A 12,284-nucleotide genomic window follows, 5' to 3' on the forward strand; every position below is an offset into this window, starting at 1 on the left:
ATCGGCGATCCGCGCGGCCGGACGGGGTCCGGGAGGGGTGCGACCGTGAACACGACGAACACGACGAACACGGTATTCCGATCCGACAAGGAGCTTTCCTGTGGCTGATGGCAGCGGCCCGTACGACATCGTCGTCCTGGGTGGCGGCAGCGGTGGCTATGCCTGCGCTCTGCGGGCGGCCGAGCTGGGCAAGACGGTCGTTCTGATCGAGAAGGACAAGATCGGCGGCACCTGCCTGCACCGGGGGTGCATCCCCACCAAGGCGCTTCTGCACTCCGCGGAGGTCGCCGACGAGACCCGGGAAAGCGCGACCTACGGGGTCAGGGCGAAGTTCGAGGGCATCGAGATGCCCGCCGTGCACGCCTTCAAGGACAAGATCGTCAATCGCGCCTGGAAGGGCGTGCAGGGCCTTCTCAAGAGCAAGGGCATCACCATCGTCGAGGGCGAGGGCCGTCTCGCGGGCCCGAACCGGGTGACGGTGGGCTCCGACGTCTACGAGGGCCGCAACATCGTGCTCGCGACCGGCTCGGCCCCCAGGTCGCTGCCCGGCCTGGAGATCGACGGCGAGCGGGTCATCACCAGCGAGCACGCGCTCAGGCTCGACCGGGTGCCCGGCTCCGTGGTCGTCCTGGGCGGCGGCGTCATCGGCGTGGAGTTCGCCAGCGTCTGGCGTTCCTTCGGCGCCGAGGTGACGATCGTCGAGGGCCTGCCGCACCTGCTGCCGCTGGAGGAGGAGTCCAGCTCCAAGCTGCTCGAGCGCGCCTTCCGGCGCCGCGGCATCAAGCAGGAGCTCGGGGTCTTCTTCGAGGGCGTCAAGACCACCGACACCGGCGTGGTCGTCAGCCTGGCCAACGGCAAGACGCTGGAGGCCGAGCTGCTGCTCGTCGCGGTCGGCCGGGGCGCGGTCTCGTCGGGCATGGGCTTCGAGGAGGCGGGCATCGCGATCGAGCGCGGCACCGTCACGGTGAACGAGTTCTGCCAGACCAGCGTGCCGAACGTGTACGCGGTCGGCGACCTCATCCCGACCCTGCAGCTCGCCCACGCGGGCTTCGCCGAGGGCATCCTGGTGGCCGAGCACATCGCCGGCCTGAACCCGGTGCCGATCGACTACGACGGCGTGCCGCGGATCACCTACTCCGACCCCGAGGTCGCCTCGGTGGGCATCACCTCCGCACAGGCCAGGGAGCGCGGCCACGAGATCGTCGAGTTCACCTACGACCTCGCGGGCAACCCCAAGAGCCAGATCCTGCAGACGCAGGGCGCGGTCAAGATCATCTCCGAGAAGGACGGCCCCGTGCTCGGCGTGCACATGGTCGGCCGCCGCATCGGCGAGCTCGTGACCGAGGGGCAGCTGATCTACAACTGGGAGGCCCTGCCCTCCGAGGTGGCGCAGCTGGTCCACGCGCACCCGACCCAGTCCGAGGCCGTCGGCGAGGCGATGCTGGCGCTGGCCGGCAAGCCCCTCCACGTCCACAACTAAACGTAAGCCCTCACTCGGAACGCGAGAGAAGACACCCATGCCGAAGTCCGTACAGATGCCCCAGCTCGGTGAGAGCGTCACGGAGGGTACCGTCACCCGCTGGCTGAAGAAGGAGGGCGAGCGTGTAGAGGCCGACGAGCCACTCCTGGAGGTCTCCACCGACAAGGTGGACACCGAGATCCCCTCCCCGGCCGCGGGCATCCTCACGAAGATCGTGGTGGCCGAGGACGAGACCGTCGAGGTCGGTGCCGAGCTCGCCGTCATCGACGAGAACGGCACCGAGGGCGCGGCCCCGCAGCAGCAGGCGCAGGAGTCGGCCCCCGAGCCGGAGCCCGAGCCCGAGCCGGAGCCCGCCCCCCAGCAGCAGCAGGCGCAGCCCGCCTCCTCCATCCCGCAGCCCGCCCCCCAGCAGGCCCCCGCCCAGCAGCCCGCCGCACAGCAGGCCCCGGCTCCGCAGCAGGCACCGGCCCCGCAGCAGGCCCAGGCGCCCGCCCAGCAGGCTCCGGCCCCGCAGCAGCAGGCCCCCGCGCAGCAGCCCGCCCCGCAGCAGGCGCCGGCCTCCGTGCAGGCCTCCCCGGCCGCGCCGCCGTCCCCCATCGCCGCGACGCCGTCCGCCGAGCAGCCCGCGCCGTCCTCGGGCGACAGCCCGTACGTGACCCCGCTGGTGCGCAAGCTGGCCGGTGAGCACGGGGTGGACCTGGAGTCGCTGACCGGCACCGGTGTCGGCGGCCGCATCCGCAAGCAGGACGTCCTGGAGGCCGCCCGCGCCCGTCGCGAGCAGGCCGCCGCCGCACAGGCCCCGGCCCCGCAGGCCGCCGCTCAGGCCCCGCAGGCCGCCGCCCAGGCATCGGCCCCTGCGCAGGCCCCCGAGCCGGTCGTGGTGGACACCACGCTGCGCGGGCGCACCGAGAAGATGTCGCGGCTGCGCCAGACCATCGCCAAGCGCATGGTCGAGTCGCTGCAGGTCTCGGCCCAGCTCACCAGCGTGGTCGAGGTGGACGTCACCAAGATCGCGCGGCTGCGCGAGGCGGCGAAGGCCGAGTTCCAGCGTCGCGAGGGCGTCAAGCTCACGTTCACGCCGTTCTTCGCCCTGGCCGCGATCGAGGCGCTCAAGCAGCACCCCAAGCTGAACGCCACGATCAACAGCGAGACCAACGAGGTCACCTACTTCGACGCCGAGCACCTGGGCTTCGCGACGGACACCGAGCGCGGCCTGCTGGTGCCGGTGATCAAGGACGCGGGCGACCTCAACATCGCCGGCCTGGCCCGTAAGATCGCCGACCTGGCCGAGCGCACCCGTACCAACAAGGTGAGCCCGGACGAGATCACCGGCGGCACGTTCACGCTGACCAACACCGGCAGCCGCGGCGCGCTGTTCGACACCCCGATCCTCAACCAGCCGCAGGTCGGCATGCTCGGCACCGGCGCGATCGTCAAGCGCCCGGTGGTGCTGGACACCCCCGACGGCGAGGTCATCGCGGTCCGCTCGATGATGTACCTGGCGCTCAGCTACGACCACCGCCTGGTCGACGGCGCCGACGCCGCCCGCTTCCTGACGACGATCAAGCGTCGCCTGGAGGAGGGCCGCTTCGAGAACCAGCTGGGCCTCAACGGCTAGCCCTCTCCGCTCCCACGGGGCCGGTCCGCGACGTCGCGGACCGGCCCCCGCGCGTTCCGGCGCCCCCTCCCGGCCGCCCTTCGTCCCCGTCCGTCCCGGCCGTTTCCCGGGCGACGGCGTGAGGCACCGGACCCGCGGGGACGACGCGAATCCGCACGGCGCCCTCCTTCCGAAGAGGCGGAGGGGAGGTCGATTACATTGGGCGATATGACGATCATCATGACCGGCTCCTCCGGTCTGCTGGGCACGGCTCTGGTCAAGGCCCTGCGGGACGACGGGGCCCGGGTGGTCCGTCTGGTCCGGCGGGTGCCGCACGGCGACGAGGAGGCCTTCTGGAACCCGGCCAAGGGGGTCCTCGACCCCGCGGTGCTGGAGGGCGCCGAGGCGGTGATCCACCTCGCCGGTGTGGGCATCGAGGACAGGCGCTGGAACGACGAGCACAAGCGCGAGGTGGTCCGCAGCAGGGTCGAGGGGACCCGCACCCTGGCGACCGCCCTGGCCGGCCTGGCCGTGAGGCCCGCGACGCTGCTGTCGGCCTCGGCGATCGGCTTCTACGGCGACACCGGGGACCGGGCGGTCGACGAGACCGCCGGCCCCGGCGAGGGGTTCCTCGCGCGGGAGGTCGTGGTGCCCTGGGAGGCGGAGACGGCCCCGGCGCGGGAGGCCGGGATCAGGGTCGTGCTGCTGCGCACCGGCCTGGTGCTGGCCCCCGGCGGCGGCATGCTCGCCCGCATCCTGCCGGTCTTCAGGGCCGCGCTGGGGGCCCCGCTGGGGTCGGGACGGCAGTACTGGTCGTGGATCTCCCTCGACGACTGGGTGCTCGCCGTGCGGTACCTGCTCGCGCATCCGGAGATCTCCGGCCCGGTGAACCTGACCGCGCCCGAGCCGGTCACCAACGCGGAGTTCACCAGGGCTCTCGGGGCGGCCCTGCACCGGCCCACCATGCCGCTGGCCGTGCCGGGTTTCGCGCTGCGGACCCTGCTCGGCGAGTTCGCCCGGGAGGGCGTGCTGAGCGGCCAGCGGGTGCTCCCGAGGCGCCTGCTCGACGGCGGTTACACGTTCCGGCATAAGCGTCTCGACGAGGCACTGGCCGCCGTACTCTAGGGTCCCTGTTTCAGCCACCACCGATCACTGGGAGACGGACATGGGCAGGCCCGGGCATTCGCACATCGTCGCGATCGGAGGCGGTTCGTTCCGCCCGTCCGCCCGCTACGGGTTCATCGAGGCGAGCCCGCTGCTCCGGTACGCCCTGGACCTGAGCGGCCAGGACCGGCCCCGGCTGGGCCTGCTGGCCACCGCCACCGGTGACGACTCCGAGTGGCTGCTGAAGATGTACGGCGCCTTCCGCGACTGGGACGTCGAGGTCAGCCACCTGACGGTGTTCCCGATGCCCAACGTCGAGGACCCGCGCGAGTGGGTCCTCGGCCAGGACGTCGTCTACGTCAGCGGCGGCAGCGTGGCCAACCTGGCGGCCCTGTGGCGGCTGCACGGCCTGGACGAGATCTTCCGGGAGGCCTGGCGGGCGGGCGTGGTGCTGAGCGGGCAGAGCGCCGGGGCGCTGTGCTGGCACGTGGGCGGCAACACCGACTCCTTCGGGCCCGAGCTGCGGGCCTGGTCCGACGGCCTGGGCCTGCTCCCGTACTCGTGCGGCGTCCACTACGACTCCGACCCCCAGCGGCGCGAGCTGCTGCACGCCTCGGTGGCCTCGGGCGAGCTGCCCATGGGCTACGCCGCCGACGAGGGCGTCGCCCTGCACTACGTGGGCACCGAGTTCATCCAGGCCGTCAGCGTGCGCCCGGGGGGGCACGCCTACCGGGTGGAGCACGACGGGTCGGGCGGCGCCAAGGAGTTCCGCATCGAGCCTCGGCTTCTCACACCATGACCACGAACGGGTCAACTACTCTTGAGCCGTGAGTGACCTGGCAATCGTCCGTCTTGGCGTTGACTTCCCCTACGAGCAGGCATGGGACCTCCAGCGGCGCATCCACGCCCGCCGGGTGGCCGACGAGATTCCCGACACCTGCCTGATGCTCGAGCACGCGCCGGTCTACACGGCGGGCAGGCGTACCGCGCCGCACGAACGGCCCTCCGACGGCACCCCGGTCGTCGAGGTCGACCGGGGCGGCCGGATCACCTGGCACGGTCCCGGCCAGCTGGTCGGCTACCCGATCGTCAGGCTCGGCGGCCGGCTCGACGTGAACGCCTACGTGAGGCTCCTGGAGGAGACCCTGGTGCACGTCTGCGCCGACTTCGGGGTGCAGGCGGGCCGGGTGGAGGGGCGGGGCGGCATCTGGGTGGCCGGTGACCCCTCGCACGGCCTGCCCGACAGGAAGGTCGGGGCGATCGGCATCCGGGTCGCGGGCGGCGTGACGATGCACGGGTTCGCCCTGAACTGCTCCAACGACCCGAGCTGGTACAACCGGATCGTCCCGTGCGGGATCAGCGACGCCGGGGTCTCCTCGCTCTCGGCCGAGACCGGCCGCCGGATCGTGGTGGACGAGGTGCTGCCGTACGCCGAGAAGCACCTGACCGAGGCGCTGGGCGCGCGGGCCTTCGAGCTGCCCGAGGAGGACCTGTTCCGGCGCTGATCGGCGTCCCCGGAGCGCCGCGGGCGGCCCTCGTGAGGGGGCGCCGGGGCCGGGGCCGCCGCAGCCTGCGGCGGGACATAAGCTGGGGGTGTGAGCGAGCGTGACGACATATACCGCACCTCGATGTGCACCACCTCGGTCCCGCGACCGATGAAGGAGCTCGCATGACCGTCTCCCCCGAAGGCCGGAAACTCCTCCGCCTGGAGGTCAGGAACGCCGAGACCCCCATCGAGAAGAAGCCTGAGTGGATCAAGACCCGGTTCCGGACCGGCCCCAACCACACCGAGCTGCGCGCGCTGGTCAAACGCGAGGGACTGCACACGGTCTGCCAGGAGGCCGGTTGCCCCAACATCTCCGAGTGCTGGGAGGACCGCGAGGCCACCTTCCTCATCGGCGGTGACCAGTGCACCCGGCGCTGTGACTTCTGCCAGATCGACACCGGCAAGCCCAAGGAGTACGACACCGACGAGCCCCGCCGGGTGGCCGAGTCGGTGCGGCAGATGGGGCTGAACTACGCGACCGTGACCGGTGTCGCCCGCGACGACCTGCCCGACGGCGGGGCGTGGCTGTACGCCGAGACCGCGCGGCAGATCCACGCGCTCCTGCCCGGCTGCGGCGTCGAGCTGCTGGTCCCGGACTTCAACGGGGACCAGGCCCAGCTGGAGGAGGTCTTCTCCGCCAGGCCCGAGGTGTTCGCGCACAACGTCGAGACCGTGCCGCGGATCTTCAAGCGCATCCGGCCCGCGTTCCGCTACGAGCGCTCGCTGGGTGTGATCACCAAGGCCCGCCAGGCCGGTCTGGTGACCAAGTCCAACCTGATCCTCGGCATGGGCGAGGAGCGCGAGGAGGTCGTCCAGGCCATGCGCGACCTGCACGAGGCCGGGTGCGACCTGCTGACCGTGACCCAGTACCTGCGTCCCACCCCGCGTCACCACCCGGTGGACCGCTGGGTCAAGCCGGAGGAGTTCGTGGAGCTGCAGGCCGAGGCCGAGGCCATCGGGTTCGCCGGTGTCCTGTCCGGGCCGCTGGTGCGTTCCTCCTACCGGGCCGGCCGCCTGTACAAGCAGGCCGTCGAGGCCCGCCAGCACGCCTGAGCGCGTCGCCCGGCCCCGGGATCGGGGCCGGGCACCCGCCCGCTTTCGTAAAGCTGTGACCGCGGGCCCTGTCGCCCTCCCGGCCCGCCGGGCGAGACTGTCGGCGTGGACATCGAAGAGCTGATCGGGACGCTGGATCTGGGCGCCAAGACGCGCCTGCTGACCGGGACCGACATGTGGTCGCTTCCCGCCCTCCCGCGGATCGGGCTCGGCCCGCTGGTGATGAGCGACGGCCCGATCGGTGTCCGGGGTGAGCGGTGGTCGCCGGGTGATCCCTCGATCGCGCTGCCCAGCCCCACCGCGCTCGCCGCGACCTGGGACGTGGAGCTGGTCCGCAGGGCCGGGCGGCTGCTCGCCCAGGAGGCCCGGCGCAAGGGCGTGCACGTGCTGCTGGCCCCGACCCTGAACCTGCACCGCAGCCCCCTGGGCGGCAGGCACTTCGAGTGCTTCTCCGAGGACCCGTACCTGACCGGTGAGATCGGCGCCGCCTACGTCGAGGGCGTCCAGGGGGGCGGCGTGGCCGCCACGCCCAAGCACTTCGTGGCCAACGACTTCGAGACCGACCGGTTCACGGTGAACGTCACGGTCGGCGAGGGGACGCTGCGGGAGGTCTACCTGGCCCCCTTCGAGCGGGTGGTACGGGCCGGCGCCTGGGCGCTGATGTCCGCCTACAACGCGGTCAACGGGACCACGATGACCGAGCACCGGGCGCTCCAGCGCGACCTGCTCAAGGACGAGTGGGGCTTCGACGGCCTCGTCGTCTCGGACTGGACGGCCGCCCGCTCCACCGAGGCGACGGCCGACGGCGGGCTCGACGTGGCCATGCCGGGCCCGTACGGCCCCTGGGGCGCGAAGCTGGAGGCCGCGGTCCGCGACGGCCGGGTGGCCGAGGAGGTCGTCGACGACCAGGTCCGCCGCGTGCTGCGCCTGGCCCTGCGGGTCGGGGCGCTGCGCCCCGACCCGGGCTCCCCCGCCACCCTCGCGTCCACTCCCGGCCCCGCCTCCGACCCCGATCCCGGCCCCGCGTCCGCCTCCGACCCCGGCCCCGATCCCGATCCCGATCCCGACCCCGACCCCGGTCCCGGGACGGGCCTGAAGGTCGCTCCCCGGACCGACGGGGACGTCCCGATCGACGGGGTGGCGCTGGCCCGCGAGGTGGCCGCGCGCTCGTTCACGCTGCTGCGCAACGAGGGCGGCCTGCTGCCGTTGGAGGGCGTGCGGAGCGTGGCGCTGATCGGGCCGGCCGCCGCACAGCCGCGGATCATGGGCGGTGGCAGCGCCCAGGTGTACCCGGACCGGATCGTCTCGCCGCTGGAGGGGTTGCGCGGGCGCGGGGACGTCGAGGTCCGCCACGCGCCGGGCACCGACCCGCGGGTCCGGCTTGCGCCGCTCGCCGTGCCCTGCCGCGCCGTCTTCCTGGACGCCGAGGGCGGGCTGCTGGGCGAGCATCCGCTGGCCGACGCCGAGGCCCGCTGGGTCGGCCGGCTGCCCGCGGACGTCGACGCCGACCGGCTGGGCGCCGTGGAGATCCGCTGTACGTACACCCCGGAGGTGACCGGGTCGCACGTGTTCTCCCTGGCGGGGGCGGGGGCGTTCGCCGTGAGGATCGGCGATGAGGTGATCTTCGACGGGTTCGTCACGTCGCCCGGCGGTGATCCGGCGACCGCGTTCCTGGCGCCGCCCGAGCATCGCCTGACCGCCGCGCTCACCTCGGGCGTCCCGGTCGAGCTGCGCGTCCGGCACCTCACGGCGGCGTCCGGCGGGATGGCGTTCGTCTCGTTCTCGCTGGGTCACGCCGCCCCCTCCCCCGGTGACGACGCGACGATCGCCGAGGCGGTCGCGACGGCCGCCGGCGCCGACGTGGCGATCGTGGTCGTCTGCACCACCCCGGAGGTGGAGAGCGAGGGGTTCGACCGCACCGATCTGGCCCTGCCCGGCCGTCAGGACGAGCTGATCGCCAGGGTCGCGCGGGCCAACCCCCGCACGGTCGTCGTGGTCAACGCCGGGTCACCGGTCCTGATGCCCTGGCTGGAGCACGTCCCCGCGGTCCTGCTCACCTGGTTCCCCGGGCAGGAGGCGGGCGCCGCCCTGGCCGACGTGCTGTTCGGCGACGCCGAGCCCGGCGGGCGGCTGCCCACCACCTGGCCGCTGCGCGAGTCCGACGTCCCCGTCCTGGACGTGACGCCGTCGGACGGCGAGGTCGCCTACCGGGAGGGCCTGCTCATCGGGTACCGCGCCTGGGAGCGGGCCGGGCGCGTCCCGGCCTTCTGGTTCGGCCACGGCCTGGGCTACACCACCTGGTCCTACGACTCCGTCGCCGTCACCGGGACCACCGTGACGGTCGCGGTGACCAACACCGGCGGGCGCCCCGGACGCGAGATCGTCCAGTTCTACCTCGCGCCGCCCGAGCAGGACCCGACGCGGCCCGCACGGATCCTGGCCGGGTTCTCGGCCGTCGACGCGGCCCCCGGCCAGACCGTGATCACCACCGTGTACCTGCCCGAGCGCGCCTTCCAGGTCTGGACGGAGCGGGGCTGGCGGACCGTACCCGGGGAGCACACCGTCGAGGTGGGCCGCGGCGTCGCCGACCCGCGCCTGTCCGCGACCGTGACCGTGACCGGGTAGGACGGGCACACGGGACGGGCACACGGGACGGGCAGGGCGGTACGGGAGGGGTGGGGCGGGAGCGGTGAGCCGGGGACGTCGGGGCCGGCACGGAAAGGAAGCGGGAGGGCCGGGACGGTCGCGGGAGCGGGCAGGACCGGACCGGGCGGGGCCGGGGCCGGACGGGCCGCGCCGGAAGAGGGCGGCCGGGCCGGGACGATCGTCAGGTCACGTTTTCATTTCTTGAGCCCTGGATTTGTATCCTTCAGAGCATGGCCAAGAAGCCCGAAGACTCAGAGCGCCCGGGGCGCGTCAAGCAGCTCCGTATGATCGCGCAGATCATCAAGCAGGCCAACCCCAAGGGGATGCCGATCGTCTATGCCTCCGCGCTGGGCACGCTCGTCCTGTTCGTGGTGATCGGCCTGGTCACGGGCTGGTGGTACCTGTTCGTCATCGGGATCATGCTGGCCCTGACCGTGGGGCTCGTGGTGTTCGGCCAGCTCGCCCAGCGGGCGCAGTACTCCATGCTGCACGGCCAGCCCGGTGCCGCCGCCGCGATCCTGCAGGGCATGCGCGGCAACTGGGAGGTCACCCCGGTCGTCGCGGCCACCCGCGACCAGGACGTCGTGCACCGCGTGGTCGGCTACCCCGGGATCATCCTGGTCTCCGAGGGGCCGGGCAACCGCGTGCAGAAGCTCCTGGTCGCCGAGAAGAAGCGGGTCCAGCGGGTCGCGCTGGACGTGCCCGTCTACGACGTGCAGTCCGGTGACGGCGAGGGCCAGATCCCGCTGGCCAAGCTGCAGCGTCACCTGATGAAGCTGCCCCGCAACCTCAAGAAGCCCGCCCTGTACGAGATCAACAACCGGCTCAAGGCGCTTCCGCAGACGATGCCGATGCCCAAGGGCCCGCTGCCGCGCGGTGCGAGGATGCCCCGCCCGAAGATGCGCTGATGTCCCTCGCCGGGGTGGGCCGCCACGGGGTGGACGCCGCGGCCACCTCCCGCGCCAACCGCGGCTGGTGGGACGGCGCCGCCGACGACTACCAGGCCGAGCACGGGGAGTTCCTGCGCGACGCGGGCTTCGTCTGGTGCCCCGAGGGGCTGGACGAGGCCGACGCGCGCCTGCTGGGCGACGTCGCGGGCCGTGACGTGCTGGAGATCGGCTGCGGCGCCGGGCAGTGCGGGCGCTGGCTGACCGGCCGGGGCGCCCGGGTGGCCGCCTTCGACCTGTCCTTCCGCCAGCTGCAGCACTCCCGGCGGATCGATCTGGACTCCGGTTCCGCCCTTCCGGTGCTCCAGGCCGACGCCGAGGCCCTGCCGTTCGCGGACGAGGTCTTCGACCTGGCCTGCTCGGCGTACGGCGCGCTGCCGTTCGTGGCGGCCGCGGGGACCGTCCTGGCCGAGGTCCGCCGGGTGCTGCGGCCCGGAGGGCGGCTGGTCTTCTCGGTCAGCCACCCGATCCGCTGGGCCTTCCCCGACGACCCCGGCCCGGCCGGGCTCACCAGCGACCGCTCCTACTTCGACCGCTCCCCGTACGTGGAGACCGGCGAGGACGGGCGGCCGTCCTATGTCGAGCACCACCGCACGATGGGCGACTGGATCGCCCTGATCACCGGCGCGGGCCTGACCGTGCGCGGCCTGACCGAGCCGGAGTGGCCGCCGGGCCACGACCGCGAGTGGGGCGGCTGGAGCCCGCTGCGCGGGCGCCACCTGCCGGGGACGGCGATCTTCACCTGCGAGCGGGCACCCGGTTCCTAGCGGTCCCGCGTGGCCTCTCCGGGTAGGGGCGGAGCCAGAAGACCTCGGTCGCCGACGGCGAGGGCACGCCGGGAGTGGCCAGCACCGGCGCCTCGCGCGGGCGCGGGCGGCGCGGGTCGCGGTCGAGGAGGTCCAGGCAGGCGTTGGTCGCGATCCGGTACAGCCACGCCCGGAACGTCGAGCGTCCCTCGAAGGTCTCCCGTCGCCGCCAGGCGCGCAGGAACGTCTCCTGCACCAGGTCCTCCGACTCCTCGAACGAGCCGAGCATGCGGTAGCAGTGCACCCGCAGCTCGCGCCGGTACCTCTCGGCGAGCGCGCCGAACGCCGTCTCGTCGCCCGCCAGCGCGGCGGCCGGGAGCGTGGCGTCCTCCGTCCGTTCCGGCGCCGTCCCGTCCTCGATCATCAGGCCGTTCCTCCCGTTCGTCCCGTTCGTCGTGCCGCGCGGCGCGGCCGCCGACGGTGTGACGGCCGCGGGGCGGAAAAGGAATCGGTGCCGGCGACGACGCCGCGGCAGGACGCGGAGCGGGCGGGAGACCGGTCGAACGGTGCGGACGGCGATCGGGCGACCGGGCGACCGGCGGGAGCGGGACGGGGACCGGGAGCGGGCCCGGTCAGAGGCGTACGACCACGGTGTTCGCCGCGCGGTCGTGCAGGCCCCGCTGGTCGCGGTCCCAGATCAGGGCGGGTACGGCCAGGCAGAGCAGCAGGGTCCGTACCAGGACCGCGACGAATCCCGGCTGCCCGCCGCCGAGCGCCGCCACCCTGATCCCGAGCAGGCGCATCCCGAAGGTCATGCCCATGGTGCCGACCAGCAGGAGGTACTCGACCGCGAGGATCGTGATCGGCACCCAGCCCTGCCGGGTGGGGTCGATCCCCAACAGCCCCTGGGTGATGGCCCAGGTGCAGATCAGCCAGTCGATCAGCAGGGCGGCGATCCTGCGGCCGAACCCGGACACCGAACCGCTGCCCTCCTGGGGCAGGCCGAGCCGCTCCCCCGGGTATCCGAGGTCGATCCCGGCCGATCTGACACCGCCGAGCCAGGTCTGGGTCCACCGCGGCTGCCTACTGCTCATGCCTCCAACGGTAGCCGCCCCGGCCGCCGCCCCCGTATCCGCCCGGACCGCCTGTCGCGCCCCGGCCCGGG

At 73.2% G+C, this 12,284-nt stretch carries 11 protein-coding genes; 9 read left to right on the forward strand and 2 right to left on the reverse strand.

From position 1 onward, the window contains the following. Positions 1-100 precede the first annotated feature (100 nt). The 9 genes from lpdA (at position 101) to ACIBCT_RS27870 (ending at position 11,140) form a co-directional block, all read left to right on the forward strand. Positions 101-1,480 carry a dihydrolipoyl dehydrogenase gene (gene lpdA, locus ACIBCT_RS27830; RefSeq protein WP_399193438.1) on the forward strand — a complete coding sequence of 460 codons (1,380 nt, stop codon included), beginning with the start codon at positions 101-103 and terminating at the stop codon, positions 1,478-1,480. A 37-nt stretch (positions 1,481-1,517) separates the two neighbouring features. Beyond that, positions 1,518-3,098 carry a 2-oxoglutarate dehydrogenase, E2 component, dihydrolipoamide succinyltransferase gene (gene sucB, locus ACIBCT_RS27835; protein ID WP_399193440.1) on the forward strand — a complete coding sequence of 527 codons (1,581 nt, stop codon included), beginning with the start codon at positions 1,518-1,520 and terminating at the stop codon, positions 3,096-3,098. A gap of 207 nt (positions 3,099-3,305) precedes the next feature. Next, a complete protein-coding gene (locus ACIBCT_RS27840; protein ID WP_399193442.1) occupies positions 3,306-4,202 on the forward strand; it encodes a TIGR01777 family oxidoreductase in 897 nt (298 codons plus the stop codon). 40 nt (positions 4,203-4,242) lie between these two features. Then, positions 4,243-4,980 (forward strand): Type 1 glutamine amidotransferase-like domain-containing protein, encoded by a 738-nt coding sequence (locus tag ACIBCT_RS27845; RefSeq protein WP_399193444.1) that lies wholly within the window; start codon positions 4,243-4,245, stop codon positions 4,978-4,980. Between the two features lie 28 nt (positions 4,981-5,008). Beyond that, complete coding sequence (gene lipB, locus ACIBCT_RS27850) at positions 5,009-5,686, forward strand: lipoyl(octanoyl) transferase LipB (RefSeq protein ID WP_344886715.1); 678 nt, start codon at positions 5,009-5,011, stop codon at positions 5,684-5,686. A gap of 164 nt (positions 5,687-5,850) precedes the next feature. Then, entirely contained in the window at positions 5,851-6,780 is a 930-nt protein-coding gene (gene lipA / locus ACIBCT_RS27855; protein WP_399193448.1) for a lipoyl synthase, read from the forward strand. Between the two features lie 105 nt (positions 6,781-6,885). Beyond that, a complete protein-coding gene (locus tag ACIBCT_RS27860; RefSeq protein ID WP_399193450.1) occupies positions 6,886-9,405 on the forward strand; it encodes a beta-glucosidase in 2,520 nt (839 codons plus the stop codon). Positions 9,406-9,656: 251 nt separating this feature from the next. After that, positions 9,657-10,334, forward strand: coding sequence for a DUF4191 domain-containing protein (locus ACIBCT_RS27865; RefSeq protein WP_344886709.1), 678 nt, complete (start codon positions 9,657-9,659; stop codon positions 10,332-10,334). After that, positions 10,334-11,140: a class I SAM-dependent methyltransferase gene (locus ACIBCT_RS27870; RefSeq protein WP_399193452.1), complete on the forward strand. Its 807-nt coding sequence runs from the start codon at positions 10,334-10,336 to the stop codon at positions 11,138-11,140. The genes ACIBCT_RS27865 and ACIBCT_RS27870 overlap by 1 nt, the downstream gene beginning before the upstream one ends. On the opposite strand, the gene ACIBCT_RS27875 is transcribed toward ACIBCT_RS27870, so the two are convergent. Both ACIBCT_RS27875 and ACIBCT_RS27880 read right to left on the reverse strand, forming a co-directional pair. Beyond that, entirely contained in the window at positions 11,112-11,543 is a 432-nt protein-coding gene (locus tag ACIBCT_RS27875) for a sigma-70 family RNA polymerase sigma factor (protein ID WP_399193454.1), read from the reverse strand. The genes ACIBCT_RS27870 and ACIBCT_RS27875 overlap by 29 nt on opposite strands. Positions 11,544-11,751: 208 nt before the next feature. Further along, positions 11,752-12,213, reverse strand: coding sequence for an RDD family protein (locus tag ACIBCT_RS27880; protein WP_399193456.1), 462 nt, complete (start codon positions 12,211-12,213; stop codon positions 11,752-11,754). Between the last annotated feature and the right edge of the window lie 71 nt (positions 12,214-12,284).

The organism is Streptosporangium sp. NPDC050855 (assembly GCF_044456585.1).
Lineage (GTDB): Bacteria > Actinomycetota > Actinomycetes > Streptosporangiales > Streptosporangiaceae > Streptosporangium > Streptosporangium longisporum.

Bases quoted from the DNA above. Each gene is read 5' to 3' on its own strand.
- ACIBCT_RS27875 (WP_399193454.1), bottom strand. From the start codon at position 11,543: ATGATCGAGGACGGGACGGCGCCGGAACGGACGGAGGACGCCACGCTC.
- sucB (WP_399193440.1), top strand. From the start codon at position 1,518: ATGCCGAAGTCCGTACAGATGCCCCAGCTCGGTGAGAGCGTCACGGAG.
- lipA (WP_399193448.1), top strand. From the start codon at position 5,851: ATGACCGTCTCCCCCGAAGGCCGGAAACTCCTCCGCCTGGAGGTCAGG.
- ACIBCT_RS27880 (WP_399193456.1), bottom strand. From the start codon at position 12,213: ATGAGCAGTAGGCAGCCGCGGTGGACCCAGACCTGGCTCGGCGGTGTC.
- ACIBCT_RS27845 (WP_399193444.1), top strand. From the start codon at position 4,243: ATGGGCAGGCCCGGGCATTCGCACATCGTCGCGATCGGAGGCGGTTCG.
- ACIBCT_RS27870 (WP_399193452.1), top strand. From the start codon at position 10,334: ATGTCCCTCGCCGGGGTGGGCCGCCACGGGGTGGACGCCGCGGCCACC.
- ACIBCT_RS27840 (WP_399193442.1), top strand. From the start codon at position 3,306: ATGACGATCATCATGACCGGCTCCTCCGGTCTGCTGGGCACGGCTCTG.
- ACIBCT_RS27865 (WP_344886709.1), top strand. From the start codon at position 9,657: ATGGCCAAGAAGCCCGAAGACTCAGAGCGCCCGGGGCGCGTCAAGCAG.